This is a genomic window from Cerasibacillus sp. JNUCC 74, assembly GCF_053667775.1.
In genome coordinates this window covers 4,022,615-4,045,782 of the sequence record NZ_CM132207.1, presented here as the reverse complement: position 1 = coordinate 4,045,782, position 23,168 = coordinate 4,022,615, and the positions used below count along the sequence as shown (strand labels likewise).

At 35.3% G+C, this 23,168-nt stretch carries 20 protein-coding genes, 1 pseudogene and 1 CRISPR repeat array; of the genes and pseudogenes, 9 read left to right on the top strand and 12 right to left on the bottom strand.

Going from position 1 to position 23,168, the window contains the following annotated elements:
- The first annotated feature begins 56 nt into the window (after positions 1 to 56).
- The 4 genes from JNUCC74_RS17860 to JNUCC74_RS17845 all read left to right on the top strand — a co-directional run bounded on the left by JNUCC74_RS17860 (position 57) and on the right by JNUCC74_RS17845 (position 3,340).
- Positions 57 to 434 carry an SLAP domain-containing protein gene (locus tag JNUCC74_RS17860; protein WP_454066349.1) on the top strand — a complete coding sequence of 126 codons (378 nt, stop codon included), beginning with the start codon at positions 57 to 59 and terminating at the stop codon, positions 432 to 434.
- A gap of 21 nt (positions 435 to 455) precedes the next feature.
- The gene (locus JNUCC74_RS17855) at positions 456 to 1,418 is read left to right on the top strand and encodes a D-2-hydroxyacid dehydrogenase (protein ID WP_454066348.1); all 963 of its coding nucleotides are present in this window, start codon (positions 456 to 458) and stop codon (positions 1,416 to 1,418) included.
- 126 nt (positions 1,419 to 1,544) lie between these two features.
- The gene (locus JNUCC74_RS17850; RefSeq protein ID WP_454067919.1) at positions 1,545 to 2,105 is read left to right on the top strand and encodes an HAD-IA family hydrolase; all 561 of its coding nucleotides are present in this window, start codon (positions 1,545 to 1,547) and stop codon (positions 2,103 to 2,105) included.
- Positions 2,106 to 2,524: 419 nt separating this feature from the next.
- Positions 2,525 to 3,340, top strand: coding sequence for a formate/nitrite transporter family protein (locus tag JNUCC74_RS17845; protein WP_454067918.1), 816 nt, complete (start codon positions 2,525 to 2,527; stop codon positions 3,338 to 3,340).
- A gap of 175 nt (positions 3,341 to 3,515) precedes the next feature.
- On the opposite strand, the gene JNUCC74_RS17840 is transcribed toward JNUCC74_RS17845, so the two are convergent.
- The 3 genes from JNUCC74_RS17840 to JNUCC74_RS17830 are packed head-to-tail and all read right to left on the bottom strand — an operon-like array spanning position 3,516 to position 6,011.
- Positions 3,516 to 4,034, bottom strand: a complete 519-nt coding sequence (locus JNUCC74_RS17840; RefSeq protein ID WP_454066347.1) for a hypothetical protein — start codon at positions 4,032 to 4,034, stop codon at positions 3,516 to 3,518.
- Between the two features lie 4 nt (positions 4,035 to 4,038).
- On the bottom strand, positions 4,039 to 5,514 hold the full coding sequence (locus JNUCC74_RS17835; RefSeq protein ID WP_454066346.1) for a PH domain-containing protein: 1,476 nt from the start codon (positions 5,512 to 5,514) through the stop codon (positions 4,039 to 4,041).
- Entirely contained in the window at positions 5,514 to 6,011 is a 498-nt protein-coding gene (locus JNUCC74_RS17830) for a PH domain-containing protein (RefSeq protein ID WP_454066345.1), read from the bottom strand. The genes JNUCC74_RS17835 and JNUCC74_RS17830 overlap by 1 nt, the downstream gene beginning before the upstream one ends.
- A 601-nt stretch (positions 6,012 to 6,612) precedes the next feature.
- On the opposite strand from JNUCC74_RS17830, the gene JNUCC74_RS17825 reads away from it, so the two are divergent.
- Positions 6,613 to 6,921, top strand: a complete 309-nt coding sequence (locus JNUCC74_RS17825) for a hypothetical protein (RefSeq protein ID WP_454066344.1) — start codon at positions 6,613 to 6,615, stop codon at positions 6,919 to 6,921.
- Positions 6,922 to 7,126: 205 nt separating this feature from the next.
- Here JNUCC74_RS17825 and JNUCC74_RS17820 read toward each other — a convergent pair whose 3' ends face one another.
- The 9 genes and pseudogenes from JNUCC74_RS17820 to JNUCC74_RS17780 form a co-directional block, all read right to left on the bottom strand.
- A complete protein-coding gene (locus tag JNUCC74_RS17820; RefSeq protein ID WP_454066343.1) occupies positions 7,127 to 7,582 on the bottom strand; it encodes a hypothetical protein in 456 nt (151 codons plus the stop codon).
- A 944-nt stretch (positions 7,583 to 8,526) separates the two neighbouring features.
- Positions 8,527 to 8,961: a CRISPR direct-repeat array (repeat unit 32 nt; unit sequence ATTTCAATCCACGCACTCATATAGAGTGCGAC).
- Between the two features lie 169 nt (positions 8,962 to 9,130).
- Entirely contained in the window at positions 9,131 to 9,421 is a 291-nt protein-coding gene (cas2, locus tag JNUCC74_RS17815) for a CRISPR-associated endonuclease Cas2 (protein WP_454066342.1), read from the bottom strand.
- A gap of 9 nt (positions 9,422 to 9,430) precedes the next feature.
- Positions 9,431 to 10,461, bottom strand: a pseudogene (cas1c, locus tag JNUCC74_RS17810) (type I-C CRISPR-associated endonuclease Cas1c).
- Positions 10,458 to 11,114, bottom strand: a complete 657-nt coding sequence (gene cas4 / locus JNUCC74_RS17805; protein ID WP_454066341.1) for a CRISPR-associated protein Cas4 — start codon at positions 11,112 to 11,114, stop codon at positions 10,458 to 10,460. Before cas4 ends, cas1c begins: the two are co-directional and overlap by 4 nt.
- A complete protein-coding gene (gene cas7c / locus JNUCC74_RS17800; protein WP_454066340.1) occupies positions 11,104 to 11,949 on the bottom strand; it encodes a type I-C CRISPR-associated protein Cas7/Csd2 in 846 nt (281 codons plus the stop codon). Before cas7c ends, cas4 begins: the two co-directional genes overlap by 11 nt.
- Positions 11,946 to 13,829, bottom strand: coding sequence for a type I-C CRISPR-associated protein Cas8c/Csd1 (gene cas8c / locus JNUCC74_RS17795; protein ID WP_454066339.1), 1,884 nt, complete (start codon positions 13,827 to 13,829; stop codon positions 11,946 to 11,948). Before cas8c ends, cas7c begins: the two co-directional genes overlap by 4 nt.
- Positions 13,826 to 14,545 (bottom strand): type I-C CRISPR-associated protein Cas5c, encoded by a 720-nt coding sequence (cas5c, locus tag JNUCC74_RS17790; RefSeq protein WP_454066338.1) that lies wholly within the window; start codon positions 14,543 to 14,545, stop codon positions 13,826 to 13,828. The genes cas8c and cas5c overlap by 4 nt, the downstream gene beginning before the upstream one ends.
- A gap of 52 nt (positions 14,546 to 14,597) precedes the next feature.
- Entirely contained in the window at positions 14,598 to 17,024 is a 2,427-nt protein-coding gene (cas3, locus tag JNUCC74_RS17785) for a CRISPR-associated helicase Cas3' (RefSeq protein WP_454066337.1), read from the bottom strand.
- Between the two features lie 616 nt (positions 17,025 to 17,640).
- Complete coding sequence (locus JNUCC74_RS17780; protein ID WP_454066336.1) at positions 17,641 to 18,531, bottom strand: LysR family transcriptional regulator; 891 nt, start codon at positions 18,529 to 18,531, stop codon at positions 17,641 to 17,643.
- 115 nt (positions 18,532 to 18,646) lie between these two features.
- On the opposite strand from JNUCC74_RS17780, the gene JNUCC74_RS17775 reads away from it, so the two are divergent.
- From JNUCC74_RS17775 to JNUCC74_RS17760, 4 genes are all read left to right on the top strand, one after another.
- Positions 18,647 to 19,666: a YeiH family protein gene (locus JNUCC74_RS17775; protein WP_454066335.1), complete on the top strand. Its 1,020-nt coding sequence runs from the start codon at positions 18,647 to 18,649 to the stop codon at positions 19,664 to 19,666.
- Between the two features lie 398 nt (positions 19,667 to 20,064).
- The gene (locus tag JNUCC74_RS17770) at positions 20,065 to 20,622 is read left to right on the top strand and encodes a maltose acetyltransferase domain-containing protein (RefSeq protein WP_077318724.1); all 558 of its coding nucleotides are present in this window, start codon (positions 20,065 to 20,067) and stop codon (positions 20,620 to 20,622) included.
- 511 nt (positions 20,623 to 21,133) lie between these two features.
- Complete coding sequence (locus tag JNUCC74_RS17765) at positions 21,134 to 21,430, top strand: phospholipase A2 family protein (protein ID WP_454066334.1); 297 nt, start codon at positions 21,134 to 21,136, stop codon at positions 21,428 to 21,430.
- A gap of 354 nt (positions 21,431 to 21,784) precedes the next feature.
- Complete coding sequence (locus tag JNUCC74_RS17760) at positions 21,785 to 22,951, top strand: TraB/GumN family protein (RefSeq protein WP_454066333.1); 1,167 nt, start codon at positions 21,785 to 21,787, stop codon at positions 22,949 to 22,951.
- Positions 22,952 to 23,168: the final 217 nt, after the last annotated feature.

Below are 23,168 nucleotides of genomic sequence, written 5' to 3'. Positions count from 1 at the left end.
GATATGTGGCTAAAGAACAAATCATGGTATACTTAGGCTTAGATGGGGTGATAGTTATGCAGCGTTTAATCTTTGAATCTGCTTGGGATAAAACAATTGATGTCAAGGATCGGCAGGATATTATTACAGCTTTTGAACAGGCAAAGCAATCCGGGGATAATCAATTGTTTATACCACTCTGTAGCCCAATAAATCATCGCCGTGATTTATTAGTTTCAGTAATTATTCAAAATGATACGGATAAAATATTATCCTTACAACATAAAACATTAATGTATAAAGAAGGAACTAAGCCAATTGCTACCCAAACGTTTCATGATAGAAGATTGACGATTCCGGCTAAATGTAGCATGCCATGGACATTTATCTTTCCACGTTCCACGTTAAAAAAAGAGCCGCAGCTGGAAGATGGCCACTTGCAAGTAGTGTTATAATTAATTGGAGATGGGGCTATTATGACAAAGCGAACATTGGTAATCAATCTAAAGCTTGAAGAATCACTAGTACGTACGATAAAGCAATTTCTTCCAGACTGGAACATTGTCGCAGCTAATGATTCTGTTCTTTTAACTGACGATTTAAAACAAGCAGAGATTATTTTGCACTGGAGTCAGAAGATCGAACCGCTTGTACTTGAAGAAAATAAAAACTTAAAGTGGTTACAAACATGGACGGCAGGTATTGATTCCCTTCCACTTCCGGAATTACAACAAAAAGGGATTTATGTTACTAGTGCTAACGGTGTACATGCTTATCCAATATCGGAGACGATTTTTGGACTTATATTAGGTTTAACTCGTAAAATTCATACATATGTGCGCCAGCAACTAGAGAAAAAATGGTATCATGCTCGTCTTAATCAAGAGATTCATCATCAAACGATTGGTATTATTGGAGTTGGAGCAATTGGACTGGAAACGGCCAAGATTGCGAAAGCTTTTGGTATGCAGGTGCTTGGTGTCCGCCATTCAGGAAAGGCCACCGATTATGTTGATAAAATGTACAAGCCAGATCAACTGGATGTAGTACTCCCTCAATGTGATGTTGTTGTTATCACGTTACCATTAACGAAAGAAACGACCTATATGTTTACTAAAGATCAATTTAAACAAATGAAGGATACAGCTATTTTAATTAATATAGGTCGCGGTCCAATTGTAAAGGAAGATGATTTAATTCAAGCATTACGGCAACATGAAATTGCTGGTGCCGGTCTTGATGTGTTTACAACGGAGCCGCTTCCGGAGGATAGTCCGTTTTGGGAGATGGAGCAAGTCATTATTACCCCACATACGGCTGGATCAACGAAACATTATGATGAACGTGTTATAAAGGATATCTTTTTACCTAATTTAAAGCGATATCTTCAAGGAGAAGTACCACATGTGAATCTAGTTGATTATGAGAAAGGATATTAACTAATTAAGCCATCCTCTTTTTTATACTATAAGAAAGTGTACATTTTAAGGGTTAAAGTATAAGAAAAACGATAGCTTTCTAATAAAAGCGGATGGCAATTAATTTTAAAAATAAGGTGATAGAAAATAAACATATTATGGGACTTTGATGGAACATTAATCGATACATATCCCAGCTACACCAAATGTTTTAAACAAATTTTACCAGATGTAAGTGAACAAGAAATATACAATAAATTAAAAAAATCATTTGCGCATGCAATTGAATCTTTTCATATGACAGATGAGCAAGAAAAGGAAGTACGCCATTTAGTTGACCGTATATCACCAGAAGATGTGACTCCTTTTTCCGGGCTGGAAGAGGTACTGCAATATGCAAAGGTAAATGTAATTATGACACATAAAGATCGTAAAAATGTTTTACGCATCTTAAATCATCATCATTTAACCGGTTATTTTACGGATATGGTTACAAACGATGATGGGTTTCCACGTAAACCGGATTCTTCCTCTTATACGTATTTACATCAAAAATATCAGCTTGATTTAGCAATAGGAGACCGTAACATTGATCTTATTCCTGCAAAGGGGTTAGGCATAAAAACCTGTATTTTTCAAAATAAGCAGGTCGATGCAGATTATTATTTGCCTAGCTACTATGATTTTTTTAATGTTGTAACCAGGTGAATTTTTCTACGATGGTTCAAATGAATCAGGTTTTGTTGAATGGTTCGAAAATTAATCCGAAGCAATCCCCGTAAACAGAGGGTTTACAGATAGGGGTTCGAGACTGCAAGATAGACCAACGGGTTTTTAACAACGTCATTTTTTACCACATTGTTTAACAAACATCCTCTTTTCTTTATTACAGATATAGTATAATATACTATTGTATCCTGTGTTTGGAGGGCTGTTTCTAAAACAGGTTGGATGCCTCAAAGCAGTATAGCTAACACGTGACGCTATACTGCAATGCTGTTTCAATTCAGCGAACGTAATCTTTCAGATGTGGAAATGTTATATAATTATATGTGAATTAATTCACAATTAGTTTGTTGCTGTGTGTAGTGGATGTATTAAATTTGATAAAGGAGTTAGTTATTCCAATGGATCTTCAACCAATTGATCAAGCAGTTAATCTTGCTTTAAAAAAGAAATATTTATTAAATACGTCTTTCCCTAAATATATACTCCGTGCCATATTGTCAGGATTGTATGTAGGAATTGGCTTGATGTTATCATTTCGGTTAGCGGAAGGATTTTTTGATATTCAGTCACCGATGTCGACCATTATGTCTTCCATATTTTTTGGTATCGCCCTTGTTTTAATTATTTATGGGGGAGCCGAATTATTTACTGGAAATACCATGTACTTCACGATGAGTACCATTCGTAAACAGACAACGATTAAAGATACATTAAAAAATTGGCTTGCCTGTTATAGCGGGAATTTGATTGGTGGTATTATTTTTGCGTTATTAGTTGTAGGAACAGGGATATATGCAGTTACAGAAGATAGTCAGTTTTTAATGAAATATGCTGCTGCTAAAATGGACTTGAATATCTGGTATTTATTTTTCCGCGGCATCTTGTGTAATTTAATTGTTTGTCTAGCTGTTTGGATACCGATGAATATAAAAGGAGACGGCGCAAAAATCTTGGTGATGATGCTGTTAGTATTTGTTTTTGTTGCTTCTGGCTTTGAGCATAGTGTAGCAAATATGGTTACTTTTTCTTTAGCTTTAACAGCACCACATCCAGAAACGATAACTTTAGCAGGAGCTATTTATAATCTAATTCCTGTTACACTAGGAAATATTATCGGTGGTGGCTTCTTTGTCGGAGGAGTATACGCCTACCTAGCTTCTCCAGCTAAACAGAAATCAACCAACTTTACTGCTGATGAAAGAAAATTAGGTTAAAGAGGATGGTCAAAAAGTTAACTCGAAACGTTTTATAAGCGAAAGAGTCTCGGCCAATATTTTAGACGACGAGACTCCTTGCTTTATATTGCTTTATTTCGCATCTAAGATGTCCTAAAACTTATATTTCAAAGAAAATCCCCACTGCATGAAGGTTCACTTTATGCTTACTAAATTAATTTACGCTTCCTCCATTTGCAGCACTTGCTTGTTTGTTTTTTTCGATAGCATTAACACCCATAACGATAATGATAAATTCCTCCATCGTTAATTTATCTGTGTGATTCAATAATTCATATGCTGATGAAGAGAAGAAACTATTATTCCGTCTAAAGGATGCTATTTCATGATTTTGTTCATCAGATATCGTGAATTCTCTAGAGAAAGCAGGAGAATGGATGTTGTATAAATCTCCATTACTTGTAGTATATGTGTACTTTTTAGAAAACGAGAACCAGCTTGTTTTTAATGTGCCAAGCATTACACCGTTTGCATTCATTACGATCCACTGACTAGAAAAGAAACCCTTAAACCTGCCCTCTGCCAGTTTAGTAGTATGTTGATCATATACGGTCACTCCAGATGAGAATACACTCTTTAAATCCAAATAACCAATCTTTTCATTTTGCTCATTTTTAATATCTGTATATCCCGAGGAGAAGAAGTTGTCTGTTATATAAACTTTATCATCCACGACATTACGCTCCTTTTTCTATTTCTGGATTACGGGCAATGTACCACACGAAAGCACGTTTTGCCATGTCCATTGGAATTTCTTCTAGTGATTGTACATGAATAGGTTTTCCGCGATTTGTGACCTCAATGCTGGCAAGATCAAATGGTTTCGTAATAAAGTTTTGCATGAGATTAAATTCAATGATTTTCGCTCTTGTAGTAATTAATGTTGTAAGTGAAAATCCGCCTGTCCGCATCTGTAATAATTCACCATGTATTAAAACGCCTGAAAAATAAAAATCGAGAAGTCTTGCAGTATACGTTAAGATAAAGAGAATAATTGATACGGCCCACCATTCAGGGAAGAAAATCATAATAGTGGCTGTCGCAATCAGCCAAAACCATGGTATTCGACATAACCGGGCAATTAGTGATTTTTTTGGTAATCGTTCCATATTTGGTTTTACTTCATATCCTGGCAGCAGTTCTTCAATGATAGTGTAGGCTCGATTGATTGGTAAGAAAGGATACAACGAGTTTACTTCATCTTCAGTATCAATCCCTCCTGTGCTAATTAGCTTAACTTCAGCAATCTGCAGCATTCGTTTTAATAAAGATTGTTCAATATGCACAGCTTGCACATTTCGCTTGCGAATGGAAAAATGATGTTCGTTTAATACGCCTTTCCGAATATAAATTCTTTCATTATCAGAAGAAATTTCATAGCGTCCGTAACGCAAATAAGTTTGGATGAGACCAAAGACTACCATGATGAAGATTGCTGTAATAATTGCAGTGGTAAGCAGTACCCAGGATTTAACTAAGAAGTCATATGCTTCTTTGGCTATATTGGAAAGATCATATAATTCATCTATGTTATCGAAGAATGATACAAGTATAGGGATTAGTAATAAATAGCTAAATGACAGTACCGAAGCTTTTAGGATATCCTTTTTGGTAGGATTAAAGTGAATTGTTTTTTCGTTTGATTTATAATCGGATGTTTCCCCTTCAATATCCGTAGCTTCGGCAGTTTTTTCTTTAACTTCTTGCTGTTTATAATGATCGAGTATTTGTTCTATTCGTTCAGCCTCTTCCTTTGTAATAACCGTAAAAGTAAAGGATGCTTCTTCATTTTCAGCACCTGTTTCCAAGGTTAATTTGGTTAGAGAAAACATTCCCAAGTAAAAAGGAGTTTCTATTTGAACATTTTGCACACGATCGTATGATAAATGCTGTTGTTTTCGTGTAAAGACACCTTGCTTCCATTCAACAGAGCTCTCTGTTAATAGATATGTAGTGCGTAACCACGTTAGGATAACAGCAAAGATTTTATATACAAGATAGACCAAAAAAAGAACCCTTCCAATCTTTACCCAAGTTGCATCAGATGAATAATTAATAACAAATAAAATCAAAAAAATAAAAAAGACGTCTTTTAAAGAACGAATAAATGAGACGAGCATTGTCATCGGATGCAATCGTTTACCTGTTTCCATCAGTTTTCCACTTCCTTAATTTTTGCAAGGCTGGCAATTTTATCTCGCAGTGCTTTAGCTTGAACCTCTGGTATTCCCGGGATTTCATGACTAGAGGCCATCGTTCCAATTGATATGGTGTATAAACCGTATTTTCGTAATACCGGTCCTTGTTCTAAGCTGACATATTGAACTTTCGTCATAGGAATTACTTGATGCATCATATTCCATCTACCATGTTTTAATTGAACATATTCTTCATCAACCCCATATCGCCAATATCTTTGCAGTAAAACAGGTTCTAAACCAATACTCCAAATCGCTGAAATAATTCCTAGCCCCCCCAAGGCCCATAATACATAAATCACCCAATTATACCAGTCATAATTAGCATCTAAGACAATTAAAACGGTAATGATAACGAAAAAGATAAAATGACCAATTATATTGGAAATTCGCCATACATGAATAGCCTTTTTTGATATTTTTTCGATGGGTTCCTGTATTGTTTCATACAATGGATAGTCACTCCTTATTAAGGTATGCGTCTAGTTTAGTTGTATTACGATCGAAATAGTACTTTTGTTTCATTAAAATTGGACTGCCGATACTATTTGTTGTGTATTTTAATTTAGAAAAACGCAAATATTGGCGAATCAGGCTCGCTTTTAAGTGGCAGGTTATTGCGATGTTATCCAAAATCGATAAGGGAGAAGCAAGATGAAGCTATTTCATCTAATTAAATGTAAAATGGGCTGGTTGATCAATTGAAACAAGAATTTGTCTTGATAGCCCTTTAAAGAGCAGCTTAATCTCCTATTAAATACTTGGAAGAAAAAAATATCGGCTATATTTCAGTCCTTATGGATGAATCATATGATTTATTTATAACAAACTTAGGATTTAAGAAAATCTCTACCATTATAGAATATCAAAGAGATTTAAAGCATCTACCAGCTATAGAAAATTCCATTTCTAATTATTCATTATCTGAAGGTGAAATGACTGAGCAAGATTTGCAGAACTCTATCAGGCTTGCCCTTCAGGATCAGCTAATAAAAATAAACTACATTTGATAGAGCAGGTAATGAAATCACTTATCAATGAGCTAGGAGAGGATTGGAAATCAAATTATTATTCGTTAAAGAGAAGATTGAAGTTGTAGAACTTTCCATTTCTCACATTGAATTGAATACAGTTGATGAAGGGGGGAATGTTTTAAATTTGGAATCGTTCCTAAGTTACGAAAGAAAGCTAGGCTATGAAAAGATTCATTTGATTTGTTTATTATTACTCAAACGTATGCATGTTTTGAAATTATATAAGGGAAGAGAATACACTAATGATATTGATATTCAAAAGGAATGGTTTCAAGCTGCGAGGTCAGAAAGGAATTATCCATTAGGAGATTTTTTGAATAAAATGTAATGGACGTTTTTAGAAAGGAAAATATATCATTTTAGCGGTGAAGTTAAAGACGGTATCGCTAAAATGAAAGTGACCAACGTATGCATGAAATAGGCAGTCACTAGCGCCAATGGCGCCTTTAGACATCTCAATAAAAAAGTTAAAACCATTACTCGAAAAATACACCATCTAAGCGGGAGCATTTTTGTTATCTCACCACGTAGGTTTATGATTTTTTCTTATTGCTGTTGGTTTGACTAATATCAAGTAATTGTAGGGTTTTAATGGAATTTAGAAAAGCTTCCATTTCGTCAAATACCACTACTTGCTGATTTAAAGATAAAAGTTTACTTTTTTTCTTTTCACGTGATATACAAGCTAATATCAATGCAAAATGATCTTCTACATTGGAGCGATTGAATAGAGGGTCAAAAATTGATATTAATTCGTTTATTAAAAATAGTTTTTGTTTGATGTCATCTGCTTGATCATAAGTTTTTTTCCATTTGATCCATTCATTGATCAGTTTCATTTTCGTGTTTTCTTCTAATTCAACATCAATTTTTTTATCTGTTAAATTTTCAAAAGCGAAATCCCAGATAATTTGGTTCATTTCAGTATTTAATAAACCTTCTTCTATTAATCGAGACGTAATAAAATGACGAGTTTGCTGATAATCCATAGATATAATCATCTCCTAATAGGATTTAATAAAAAAAATGATTGCTTCTAATCTATTTTAAACAGTTGAAAAAGGACTAAATGAAATAAATTAATTGAGGTTTATATAGTACAGAAATAGCAAAAAAATGAATTATGTTCAGTCCAAATCGTTAAGTATAAAAGTTAGAGTCAGAACGGGGAGTGCAATTAGCCCTCACAGTATGTGGAGAAAGGGCCTTAACGCCAAAAGAAAAAATGCTATTAGCGTGTACAGATCAAAATATTGCATGTGATAGACAAAGGCGGAAAAATCAATGAAAGCTTCTGACATCCACGTTCACCCTTATACAGATAGGAATTAATGAACAACGCTTTAATTATAATTTCCAAAATATAGCTCATTATACAAATACGCTAAAGTTAATCTACCTTTTACATATAAGAGTAACAGAAAATATAAAAGATATTCAGTATTATAATCATCAATTAGATGAAAATTTTGTTAACAAGGCCTCTAGGGGGTATTCCAAATTTTGGAGACAATTGAAGTTGAATTAGTGGTTGTCCATCATAAATAACAAGCATATTACTGATGTTAGAGATATAGATTAAATAAACATTGCTAACAAGATCAAGCTACTTTTTTTATTACAACGTGGACTCAAACAAAAGAATTGGCATAACAAAGAAAATGAATGGCAGTACATTAAAGTGATTGCCAATGTGTTTAAACTGGAACTCGTGTAACTTTTTAACGAAAAAGAGGTAAGTCGCTATCAAAATTACCAAAGTAAAGCAAAAATAAGTATGGTCTTTATAAGACGCCAGACGAATAGCTAACGAAAAGCACAGAAAAAAGGGTGTAGATCCTACCCTTTTTTCTGTGCTTTTCTTTTATTTTAATCAATACGTATCTAAATAGAGTGCGACAAAGCTGCCTCTAAGATTTCAAAACAAAGTTATATTTCAATCCACGCACTCATATAAAGTGCGACTGGGTGTAAGAAGTAATTACCAGATTTCTACTACGATTTCAATCCACGCACTCATATAGAGTGCGACTTAGATATATTACATAATAAAGGGGAGTTAACGTTATTTCAATCCACGCACTCATATAGAGTGCGACATAAGAGAAATGTCCAAGGATTCGGTAATTGATAATTTCAATCCACGCACTCATATAGAGTGCGACTATAGCAACTCTAGTATTTATGTATATAGCAATACATTTCAATCCACGCACTCATATAGAGTGCGACGTAGGTAAACTTTTAAATAATTATGTTCGTTTTGTTATTTCAATCCACGCACTCATATAGAGTGCGACCTCGGTCAAATGCTAGGCTTTACTTTGGAACAAATCATTTCAATCCACGCACTCATATAGAGTGCGACTGCGATTTTGGCCAAAAGTAAACCAAAATCGCCAAATTTCATAACATATTTAACCTTAACTTAACAAAAATTAGCCGTTTAAACAATGTATAACTTGCCACGCACCTAATTTCCTCCAAATATTCAGGTGCGAATCCCCCAGGAAAATCATGTGCACTTCACATTCGCACTAAAAGATTAGAGGTTCATCTAAGTTAACTGATTCTTTTGTACCTATATGCTCTACCTTTGTTTTATAATTATTACCTAAACGATAAAATCGTAAGCTATCCTTCTCTTCATCAATTAAATCCTTTAATTTAATTTTTAAAGCAGTAAATTGGGTATCGTCAACTATACATTCAAATACTGAGTTTTGCACTCGCTGCCCATAATTTTGACAAGCCTTAGAGACTTTTCTTAACCGCTTGTTCCCACCATTACTTGAAGTATTCACATCATATGTAACCAATACTAACATAATTTTCACCTACTTCCATAAAAATGGTGGATATTCATCTAGATCATCTCGTAAATATCTTGCTAATAATAAAGATTGGGAATAAGATACCAATCCCCATGTTATTTTTTCACCTAAATATGGATGTGTAATCTTTTCTTGCTTCTTCGTTTGCCATGCCGATAAAAACTTTTTTCTTCCTTCATCCGTCATTATTACGGAACCATTTTCTTTCAGCAGAAAATCTTCTTTTCTTATTGCCCTTTTATTAATTAACGAAAGAACAAAACGATCTGCGTAAATCCCTCTAAGTTCCTCCATCATATCTAAAGCTAACGAGGCTCTCCCTGGGCGATCACGATGCAAAAAGCCGACATATGCATCTAAGCCTACTGTTTCTAATGCTTGAGCCATATCATTCGCAAGTAGGGTATAAGCAAATGACAATAATGCATTTACATTATCCAATGGAGGCCTTCTAGAACGAGCGGTAAAGAAAAAATCTTCTTTTTGTTGAAGTATCATCTGATCAAACAGCTTATTATAATTAAATGCAGCTTGCCCTTCCCATCCCCTTAAAATTTCGAGATCTTGACAAGCTCTTACTTCTAGCATAATATTAGATAATTGTTTTGATACTTCTTTAAACGTTTCTACATCAATTCGTAAAGTGTGATCTCGTGTCATTCTTTCAATCATCCATTTATGATTAAAAATCTTTCCTAATATAAAGTTGCGCGCTATGATAGCAGATTTATTTTCATCTTCAGATATTTATATTGCTTTTTTCTTAATACCACATTTCCTTTACTTTCCCCTATTACCCTAGCAAGGAAGTTGCCATTAATCGTTAGAAAAACCAAAGAAATATTTCGTTTGGCACAATAGCCCATTAAAGCCGGACTTGCTCCCGTATATCCAAATGAAACGATAGATTCCAAGTTATGAAGCGGTAACCTAGCTACCTTCTTTTGCTCCTTTAATAAAACAATATTGTCGCCATCCAAAGATAAATACACATCAGGTTGAGTAATGAACAGCGTATTCAGAAGCTTCCTCATTGTGCTATTTTCCCTTCGATATAACTTTTTACCGACCTTTTATTCATCAATTTTGGTAAACAAATATGCTGAAGCGAGCAATTTTTACAAAAAGATCCTGTCTTTACTCTCGGTGTATATCTTTTTTGATAATAGTCATGCATTTCATCGGTTATATCTATGACTCTTTGCCTGAGATAATCAGTAAAAGGTACCTCTATTCTATGTTTTATTTCATGATAGTACATATATCCTTTGTCAACTTCACACACTAGCATTTCTTCTAAGCACATGGCTTGTGCGGTTAACTGTAAAATATCGGCATCGTCTTTCTTTGGCCTTCCTCGTTTATATTCTACAGGAAAAGGAAGGTATCTTCCTTTTTCCCCGTGAATTTCTACACCATTGGTATCTTGAATGAACTCTACGACATCGCAAATGCCATTCATTCGTAAGTCATTTGATTTAACGGGCAGTGCTCTAATAATCAGTTTGTTGCCTCGTTTTTCCCGTATCATTGGCTGATCAGCCTTCTGATGAAGATATTGTCCTTCAATTGTCTTTACATTTTCTTCCCATTGCTGTTCAATGTGGATAAGCGCCCATTGCCGTCGACAAAATTGAAAATGTTGAATGCCAGAAAGCATCAACCATTCTTCATCTTTATTTTCCATCTAATACCTCTACAGTTAGACCATCTAATTCATCTACTGCAATGGAGTAGTCATCATAGCTTTTAGGCGCTTCCGCTTTCGATTTAATTTTAATGGAACGATGTACTTTAGCAGACGAATATTGACCTAGTTTTGAATTATGTTCCCACCAATAAACATGATGAACCTCCATACTACCGTCCGGTCTTGCAGAAGAAGCATCATTTTCAAATAAATGCACGAGCGCTTGCTTCAATTTTTCAGCATCTTCTTTTGTAAAACCTGTTTTCTCAGCTAGTTGTGTATTAATACTTCCGTAAAATACATATAAACCAAAATCAACTCGATGTTTCATCCCCATTGTATCCGAACCTTTTTTATCACCCGTCACTGAATTAACACTTTTGGTAATTTGCATACTTGTAATGTCAATGGGATCGATACTTGTTGCCGTATGAATAGATACAGGTCCACGGACACCTACTGAGACATCCGAACCTTTAAAAGCAAAGACTTGGCCAAAACTTCGTACATCAATCCACTCTTCGCAAGCTAATTTGGCATATGTCTCATTATCTTTTGCTTTGGAAGCTTTATTAAGTTCTGGATGAGCATCCGCACGCTCCTTCAAACTTTTATAATTATCTACTTTATAATCATTCGATTGGACAAAAACCTTTTCTCCCATATCAATAAAGCGATTTCTAATCTTTCTTTTAATCGCAACATCCGATATTTCTCCATGCCCGTCATAATTTTGTCTTGGTCGGTTTCCATTTAAAGGATCCCCATTCGGATTAGCATTTTTCACTGATAATACTACCGCAAAATCAATTTTATGATCTAATGTCGTCATTTCCCATTCTCCTCGCTATTGTTTTCTACTTTCTTTTTTTGATATAAATCTCTGCGTTGACTGTAAAAACCCAATAAATATTTCCCTGACAATGGTTTATCATTAAAATCTTCAATGGATAATCGTGAACCAACATCATCGATTAAACTAGCTAAATAATTACCCTTTTTCCCAAGTCTAACTTGATACGGTTGTAAACTTTCTTGTAACGTTTTCCACGTACGTGCTGGATGCTGTGAAAATGAGTTCATATAACGAATTGCGTTTGTTGCTCGTGTTTCATCCTGGTCAAGTGCTCTTCTTTCTAAAACATCTGCAATAGCCAATAGCCGACCAAATAAATAATCGCGATCATTTATTTCATTATCTAAAGCCACATCTAATCCCTCCCTTTTATTAATTAAGGCACAAGCTATACTTAATGTTTTTTCCCACTCCCATTTTTCCATTGCCACCGGGTTAGAAGCACGATAAAATGCACTTCTGATAATATCTAGTGGTATTTCCCGATTATCAACAATGCATGGAATCATTCTAGAAATGAAGTCTTTGACAATCTTATCACTGGCTCGCGGACCATAAGCAGCAAAAGCAATATCTTTTGTTGCTGGAGCTCCAAAAAATTGGATGTATTTATTTTCATCATTTTTACGATACCGATGCTCCCAGACACAGGTAGAATGCCAGTATTCTAGTCTTTGTAAATACAATTCCTTATTCATATTCCGATAATATAAAACAGCTAAACGACCGGTAGTTGCTGAATCTAAGATCAAAATATTGACATTTGACTTCAGCGATAAATCATGTTTATAACCTGCAAATGCTTTAGCAACCTCATTTGCAAAATGTTGTAACGTATTTGATCTAATCGCTTGTTTAACAACTACATCCCGATGGATAGAGTAGGTATCCATCATTGGCGTCAATGTATTTAACTTGTCATTTCCCCATACAAGAAAAACGCGTTCATCTATCATGTACCCTTGACGACGAATAAGCCATTTTAAGGCATTGTGGGCTTTTTGCGAAACATCATAGCTAATATTTGCCGCTTCCTCACTTTTTTTGAACCTTCCTCTGAAGGTAAATCCAGTTTTATCATTTGCGGATATTAGCTTTGCTTTATCAGCAGCATGTCTTATTTTATTAGCATGTCTTTGCGTACTTGCCTGCATATTCCCCGTTACAAAACAAACATCTTCTTCAGCAACTTGTCCATTGTAATAACTAATAAACGATTTATATACTTCTTTATCATCCCAAACATTTGTTAAACGCTTATCGGGAGAATAAACATTAAAACGAATAAACGCACTCTCTTGTCCACCACTAACAACAGAGAAAATTTTCGGTTTTTCTCCGTGAATTGCTTCATATTTTTTATGCCATTTACTAATTAGTTGGTTATTTTCATCCAAAAAAATAACATTGTCTACAACTAAATCTTTGATTAATTGTCTCTTTATTAGATACTTATAAATACTCTTTACTTTTGGATGGCCGTAAGAAGATGTTGCCCAATCCTTTAATTGTTCTATGTAGTAAGAAAAAGGCTCTTCTTTTTTTATTTTTCCTCCATACTTTACAAAATCCCCCGCAACATAATTTAATTTATCATGTAATGGATATGGAGCAATCTTTGATCCTGATCGACTTGCAGAATCTTCCGTACACGGAATCAGTGTATTTACTTTATCAAGAACCATTGCCGAATGGAACTCCCCATCTTCTGTAACGGTTACCTCAATATGTGCATTTTGCGTTGTATGAGAAACGGGTAATAAAGTGAAATTTTTTTGATTATTTGTTTTCTCAACCTCACCTACACGATCTAAATTAGATTCATAGGTTTCATACAATTGAAAGAGCCAACTCATTCACTCACCTCCTCTGTTAATTCTTGTAATAATGCTTCAGCTGACTGCACATTAGCTTGGTCAAACTGCTTTGGCTTCATTTTTTTAATTGGTCGTATAACCTTACAATCCTCAGGCCTTGGAAACGTAATAACGCCATACTTCATAACGGGACTCCAGAGACGTACTTGCATCTGATTATTTCCCGTTTCATCGGGATAATTAATGCCGTGAACCATCGTGCCAAAATGGATCTCCGCATACTCATCGTAAAATCCTTTCCCTGCTCCAAAAACACATGGTTCAACATATGCTTGACATTCCCTGGCTCCCAGGAATACATCTCGTCTGCCGCCTGCTTTTAAGGCTCGTTTTAAAATATTATGGTGCTTATGTTCGTTTCTATCATAAACCAAATCGGGACGGTTCATATTAAATTCAAAATGAGCCCTTACCTGGTATCTTACATTTTTTAAATAGGTATAGTTTGCTAACGTATTCCCACCATTATATTCAATCGGACGAATACCTTTTGACTCCATTTGAATTGGATTCATAATTCGCACTTCATCGACAATCATCAATAACGTCGGTTTCCAATAAATCGATTCAACAATACCTTTTAAGGCTTGATAGGTAGGAACTTGATAGGTTAACTTCTCTCCTCCTATTTTTGTAATTGGATCTGTAAAAAGAGCGTAATTCCCTGATACTTCAAACTCAATCCCATTTCGCATCGTCTCACCCCCTTTCAAATATTACTTGTTTTTTGGATCAAAATATCTTTTCTCAATACATATAAAACTCTTCTAGGCTGTCACTTTCTATATTAAATCCAAATTCCTCACTATAAGCTCCTTCTTTTAATGCAAGAATTTTTCCTTCAAAAAAAGATACAAGACCATCGCTTTTCATTAATAAATCTAATTCATATGTATACAAGTTAATAGAATAGTATTGAGCTCTCTTCATGCATCTAGATAAATCCTCCATGGATATATTTCCGCTTAATTCTGTTATAATATCTTTTCCTTCTCTATAAGGTACAATAACTGAAGTCGTATGATCATCTATTACTTGAAAATATTTCGCAGCTGTCCGATAGCTGTTTGTTATAAATAATGGAATCTGCTCGTTATATTTACTGATATAAGCTTCCACATAACCTGATTCATGCTTTGGAGCCATTAACAACTCCATCATATCCTTCTTTAAGGATGGGATATAATAATCTAAGTCATTAGAAAGCTCCGCATAAAGTTCTTGAAAATATCGTTCCATGGCTTTTGGTGATAACATATTACCACCATGGGCATTCTCATCCCGTTTCATATCAATTAAGATTCGCCTCGTTATTTGCTTTCCCACATCAATTTCTTTTAAAAATTTGAGCTGTTCTTCTTGGTGATCGATAACATATACTTGTTGTATATCTTTTTCTCCATGCCGATTACAGCGTCCGGCGGCTTGAGCAATAGAATCTAAACCAGCTAATGAACGGATGACACAATCAAAGCTAATGTCAACACCGGCTTCGATTAATTGAGTACTAATACAAATAACAGGCGTTTTTGCTTTTAATTTGTTTCTTACTTCATGCAAAATATGATTTCGGTGAGCGGCGCACATAGATGTACTCAAGTGATAAACAGCTACTTTATCATCCATTTTATGTTGCAACTCTTGATATAGCGTTTTTACAACCGTTTTTGTGTTTAAGATCACTAACACATTTTGAACCTGGTTTATCTGTTCTTTAACAAAATCAGCTAATTCACTAGTAGCCATTCCTCCGTCTGTCGCTTTGTCGATAATTTCCACTCGTTTAAAAGCTTTCACCACATCGTCAAGGTTTTCTACTATTTCCGCATCCGTATTTATTTCTAGTTTATTTTTAACAAAATCCAAAGCAGGTTGTGTTGCAGTACAAAGAAGAAGACTAGATTTACCATAAGCTTTTAAAAAGTTAAGTGCCTGATTGAATAAAGAAATACATTTAACAGGTACTTTTTGCACCTCATCAAATACAATTACGGCCTCACTTAAATGATGCAAGCGGCGAATATGTCTACTTCCTTTGGCATAAAAAACATTTAAAAACTGTACCATCGTTGTGAAAATAATTGGTGCATCCCAATTATCTTTAGCTAACTTCAGTTTTTGTTGTTTTGTTACAACACCATCTTGATGCTCATCATTATCTTCTTCATCAAGAATGATATTAGAATGATGTTCTAAAACGTTTTCATTGTCTTTTACTATTTTTCTTACTTCTTCAGCGTTCTGCTCAATAATCGTGGTAAATGGAACAACATATATAATGCGTTTTTTATTATGTAATAATGCATGCTTTAAAGCGTAGCGTAAACTGGCTAAAGTTTTCCCGCCGCCTGTAGGTATAGAAAGAGTATAAATACCAGAGGGATTCTCTGCAAACCTATCGCAATGTTCCGACATGCTTGAACGCAATTGATTAATTGGCGTATTTGCTTTTTCATGATGTTGAAAGGAGTTTATTTTGTCTTGTAATCTATCATAGTAATTTTGGAATAGTTCTTCATGATCTATAGAGGTTTGGTGTTTATTTTCTTCAAATAACCTTGTATTCGTGCGATCAGCATCAATTAAGGCACTAAAAATAAACTTGGTTAAAAACATCAATTGTTTTTCACAAGATTCAGGAGGCTCATTTTGAATAAAGAATAGTAACTCTTTTGTAGCTTGATCGACATAATAATGGAAATCACGTTCACTCATAACATATGTAAAAAAATTCTCAACCATATAATCATACTCAGGTATTTCTTTATCTCGGACGCGTGTTAAATATTTAGAATCTAACTCAGGTGTAAAAAAATCATGAAGATAGGAATGATGTGAGATAATAGCGTTTCCTACTACTTCTGCAACAATTGCTTTTTCAGGAACTATATGATCTTTATGAAACAAATCAAATAGTAGTTTTGCTCCCGCAGTAGAATGGTCTACACTCCCTCTTTTTGGAGGTGCATCGGGATGATGAACAGCTTGAATGATATATTCACGAAACGCATTACTGTACTTACCAAAATCATGTAACACACCTGCAAGTCCACATAAATATTTTATTCCCATAGGAGTCCCATACTGTTCAGCCAATTCTTTTACTTCTAATAAATGGTCTTTTACTCTTTGAATGTTGTTGTCACTTTGTCGAATATGGGCAATAAAATCCATTTTATCACAACCTAACCATCAATTTACTAGAATAATAAAGAAAATAAAGCTATACTACTTTTGAGTTGATTGTACCACATCTGATCAATCATGACTACAAGAATATGGGTATTTTTCCCTATTAAATTTAAATCTCTCTAATTTGTAAAAAATATTGAAATCAATTATTAATATAATACAATATGGGTAGATTGATATTAGATAAAATTTCTAGGTGCGAATGTGAAGTGCACATGATTTTCCTGGGGGATTCGCACCTGAATATTTGGAAGAAATTAGGTGTGTGGCAAGTTATACATTGTTTAAAGGGCTAATTTTTGTTAAATTAAGGTTAAATATGTTATGAAATCTGGCGATTTTGGTTCACTTTTGGCCAAAATCGCAGTCGCACTCTATATGAGTGCGTGGATTGAAATTGTAATTCCATCAAAGCCATAATGCTGTAGTTTGCTAGTCGCACTCTATATGAGTGCGTGGATTGAAATATACGTGAGAAAGTCGTCCCATACGACGTTAATTCCTGTCGCACTCTATATGAGTGCGTGGATTGAAATCATGGCACTCATTGCATTTACCAGACATCGATAGGGTCGCACTCTATATGAGTGCGACATCACTATTCATACGGCCATTTCTTCTTCAACATGTTGAGAAAAGCTTCTACATTTTGCTTGCTTTTCATAATAGGAGAGAAAACATAGGAAAAAGTTCTTGTAAAATGAATACGCTGTAAGTTTAAAATTGCCAATTGCTTTAATGCAACATCCCGCTCTATAACACTGTGGGACAGTAGAGATAAGCCCATCCCTTTTATGACCATTTCTTTAACTCCCTGATTACTGCTGATCGTTAGGATGGACTTTGTTTTCAATCCATTAGAACGAATAACATGTTCAAGGTATTCGCGTGTACCCGAACCTTCTTCACGAGAGACCCATGGCTGATTCTGTAGGTCAGCGATCGTAACTTGTTTCTTGGCCGTTAACGGATGATGGATGGAAGCAACAACATATAATTTATCTTGCATAAATGGATGTACAGTTAACTCTTTATTATTCGTTTGTCCTTCAATTAAGCCAATATCAACGTGAAATAATTGTACATGTCGTACAACTTCTTCTGTATTGCCTATTATCACTTCAAGTTCAAGCTCTGGGTAGGCATTGTGTACATCTACTAATAAATTTGGCAAAATGTATTCCCCAATCGTGAAACTGGCACCAATTTTCAACTTCCCCTTGACGATTTGATGATGCGCTAAAATATCTCGTTTTGTTTGTTCGTAGATACGAATAATTTGTTTCGCCCTGTCGTATAACAACTCTCCCGTCGGTGATACTTGGAATGACTTTCGCGAGCGGACTACCAGCTTTGTTCCTAGTTCCTGCTCCAGATTTTTCATATGTAAGCTCACACTTGGCTGTGATATATGCAATTTTTCTGCTGCTTTGGTAAAGTTTTTAACTTCCACAAGGGTGATAAATGTTCGCAACGCATCGTAATACAATAGAGCCCCTCCTAATTATTAAATATATTAATAATAACAATTACTTATATGTATTTTACTAATAAACCAGCATTCGATAAAGTAAAATTAACGATAGATAAAGGAAGTGTTTGTAATGGGAAAAACGGTTGAGAACAATAGAGAAGACCGTTTGGCTTTTCTCAAAGGAATTGGGGTTACACTGTTCATAGCTATTTTAGCTAAATATGTAGCCCAATTGCCTTTGTTATCTGTTATGGGGCAGCTTGTCATTGCAATTATAATTGGAATGGTTTGGAGATCAACCATTGGGGTAAACGCGCATTGGCAATCCGGAATAACATTTTCAAATAAAAAATTACTTCGACTCGGGATTGTTCTATTAGGAATGCGATTAAATTTAGCAGACATCTATAACGCAGGGATAAAAGTGTTTATGATTGCGGCTATTTGTCTTGTATTTACATTACTCGTAGTTTATGGCTTAACGCGTTGGTTTGGGGTTGGGAAACGACTTGGGATATTAACAGCATGCGGAACTGCAATTTGTGGTGCCGCTGCAGTGGTAGCTGTTAGTCCGCAAGTTAAGGCAAAGGATGAGGAAACAGCTGTGGGAGCAGCTACTATTGCTGTTTTAGGAACGATCTTTACATTGATTTATAGTGTTATTTATTCCTTATTGCATTTATCTCCAACGGCTTATGGCGTTTTTACAGGAGCTACGTTACATGAAATAGCACATGTTATTGCCGCTGCTGATGTTGGCGGCAGTGAAGCGGTTGATCTGGCGGTAATTGTTAAACTTACGCGCGTCGCACTATTAGTACCTGTCGTTATTGTTATCGGCTACTTATTTCAACGCGGTGGAGAAACAACGAATAAAAAAGTATCGCTGTCCATTATACCGTGGTTTATTTTAGGATTCCTGGCAATGAGTGGATTTAATACACTTGGTATTGTATCAGAGACGATAGCAAACCATATTGTTACGGTTGCTTATTTATTTATTGCAATGGCAATGGCTGGGCTTGGTTTAAATGTTGATATTAAGACTTTTCGCAGGTTGGGCATGAAATCATTCCTAGCAGGGGCTATCGGTACAATCCTATTAGTAATCCTAGGATATACGCTCGTTATCGTTTTTCAATTAAATTAAAGTTTACTCCGGATGCCGTATTTCTCTCCTTTAAAAAACCTGCTTTTTATTTTACGAACTGTATGAGAGAAACAGCGCCTAAACTCCTGATTCGTTGGAGGTGACAGGACAAGGAATGCTTCTTGAATAAGCTTCGCGATTTTTCAAGGACAGACTTGCTACGGCAGCAATACACTGCGGTTTTTCAAGGACAAGAAAGACTTCCGATTAAGCATTGCATCCTTAAAAGGAAATTTCCTTTTAAGGACAGAGTAAGCTTCGCAGGAATATATCGCAACTTTTCAAGGAAGCCTAGAATTATAGCCTTTGTTCTACTTCTTGGCAGTGGGGCACTACGGAATGAGTTTCACTTCTGTTTATGCTATTCTTTAACTATCATAAACAGAAGGAGCGTAACGATGAAAACAGAGAAGGACAAAATGATTGCTGGAGAATTATACAATCCATCAGATAAAACATTAGTAATTGATCGAGAGGTATGTCGGAGAAAAACGCGCTTATATAATCAGACATTGGAATCGGAATTGGCAGAGCGAGAGAAAATGATCAAAAATTTATTTGGATCTACAGGACAGCATATTTATGTAGAACCTACATTTCGCTGTGACTACGGATATAATATTCATGTTGGTGATCATTTTTACGCAAATTTTGATTGTGTTATGTTAGATGTCTGTGAAATTAACATAGGAACTAACTGTATGTTGGCACCAGGTGTACATATTTATACAGCCACCCATCCATTAGACCCGATAGCAAGAAACTCGGGAGTTGAATTTGGTAAGCCGGTTACCATTGGAGATAATGTTTGGATTGGTGGTCGCGCTGTTATTAATCCTGGAGTAACCATTGGTGATAATGCGGTGATTGCTTCTGGTACAGTTGTAGTTAAGGATGTTCCTGCGAATTCAGTAGTTGGAGGAAATCCTGCTCGTGTAATTAAACGTATAGAATAACAAGGTAGGCTTTTACCACCTTGTTTTAGTTCTCAGCGATAAACGATTTATCCTCTACTTTGTTGGTAATTCCGGTAAGTGCCAGACCTAATGCAATCATACTGGCTGAAAGGATTGTAATCTCCGTGTAGTCAATTTCATGATGCAGTCAGAAAGCTCCAAAGGTAGCACCAATCCTGTTCGCTAAATTAAATACAGAAGTGGCTATTATTTCAGATAGGGACGATGCTTCTTTTCCGCCAAGCATATTTTTTGAATGAAGAATAGGTGTGTTGTTTTAAAAGTTCAGAGTGCAGCAAATAAAAAACACATTACAAATTTTAATATCGTATATATGTTATTGTTCCGATCTAAAATGAAAACGATAAGCGTATTTCACGTTGCTAATAGAGTTATCACTTAAGGAGGTTCATGATTGTAGATGGATCTCATAAAATTACGTAGCGACAAGATAACTGTATAGGACACCCCTGCCTCTTTTTGAATATAGTAAACGGAGGGGGTGTTGGTAATGATGAAGCAACGTGGAAATATAAATAAAAAAGGTTTTTGCTTTCCACCAGGCTACAGATGGTGTGGACCTGGGTGTAATGGCCCCGGCGCGCCAATTAATGATGTAGACGCTCTTTGTAAAGCGCATGATGAATGTTACCGACGCTTACGAGATCCTTGTAAATGTGATCAAGAGTTTATGACTAAATTGCAAACTAAAATGGATGAAAAGACGGAAAAGGGAAGACATGCACGTATGCTTTATAACTATATGAAACTTCAAACCGCATTCACTTGCAGGTTTAGAAGACTATAATAATGTTTATGCTAAACCATGGGGGCTTCTTCATGGTTTTTCCCTTTTTAAGCCGTTTTGGCTCATGACATAAAATGGGCAATAAGTATTTTAATTCGTGAATAATTTTTCTATATAAAAATAAGAATGTTTAACGTATAATTGATTATAACAGATGTTCAAAAGGTTCTTTAACTGCCTTTTTGAACATGTATTTATAGGAGATATTTGGTATTTCGTTATTATGTCATTATTTGTACTATAGGAAAGCATAAAACTTTAGGGTTTATAGTATAAGAAAAACTACAGCTTTCGCTAAAGACTTGGCGATAAGCTAAGTTTTTCTAAGATGATGAAGTTAAAGGAAGGTATTGTATGACTGAAGATAATATAACAAGAATACATATCGGTGATAAGGAATATATTTTGATTGGTACCGCTCATGTTTCCAAGCATAGTGCGGAACAGGTGAAGGAAGTAATTGAGATTGAAAAGCCTGACGCCGTATGTGTAGAGCTAGATGAACAGCGATATCAATCATTGAAAGACGAAAATAAGTGGAAGAATATGGACATTTTTAAGGTGATTAAAGAAAAGAAGGCTTCTTTATTATTGATGAATCTGGCTATCTCCTCTTTTCAAAAACGGATGGCAAAGCAATTTGGCATTAATCCAGGACAGGAAATGATACAAGGTATTGAATCAGCCAAAGAGATAGGGGCAAAGCTTGTACTGGCAGATCGTAACATTCAAATTACATTTTCGCGGATTTGGCATAATATTGGTTTGAAAGGGAAAGCGTTACTGTTGACACAAGTGATCGCGAGTATTTTTAGCAATGAATCCATATCTGAGGAAGAACTGGAAAAAATGAAGCAGCAGGATACGATTAATACAATTCTTCAAGAATTCACCGATTCTTTTCCGAAGTTAAAAAAACCATTAATTGATGAAAGAGATCAATATTTAGCACAGAAAATTAAAGAAGCTCCTGGCAATAAAGTGGTAGCCGTGCTTGGTGCGGCCCATGTTCCGGGAATTACAGAGCAAATTCAAAAGGAGCATGACTTAACGAAACTACGAGAATTACCATCCAAATCAAAGTTGCCGAAACTTATTGGATGGTCAATCCCTGTATTTATTTTAGCAATTATTTTGTATACGTTTCTTTCTAATCCTGCAGCAGGCTGGGAACAAACGCTTAGCTGGATCATTTGGAATGGCGGGTTATCAGCGATTGGTGCGATTCTTGCATTAGGACATCCCTTGACCATCTTAACTGCATTTGTAGTTGCACCGATAACATCGCTTAATCCACTATTGGCAGCTGGCTGGTTTGCCGGTTTTGTGCAAGCGTATGTGCGCAGACCTCATGTTAGTGATTTTGAATCATTGTCCGAAGATGTGTTTACAGTGAAAGGATTTTGGCGAAATAAAGTAACGCGAGTTTTATTAATTGTGATGCTTGCCAATATAGGAAGTTCTTTAGGTACTTTTATTGGCGGTGTAGATGTAATTCGTGTGTTTTTAGAAAACATATAGCACGATCCCAATAGCGTGAGAACACGTTATTGGGATTTTTTGTGTATAAAAATTTTTGCATGTGCAACGTAGCATGTTGTAAAAGACAGGTGTTAACGCAGTTTTCCCTCCTATTTAATTGGACTCCGTTTTAGTTAGGCTGCTGTTAACCGCATTTTTCGTATTTTCTATGAACGATCAGGGCATGAATAATAAATAAATAACTGGTAGAATTAGT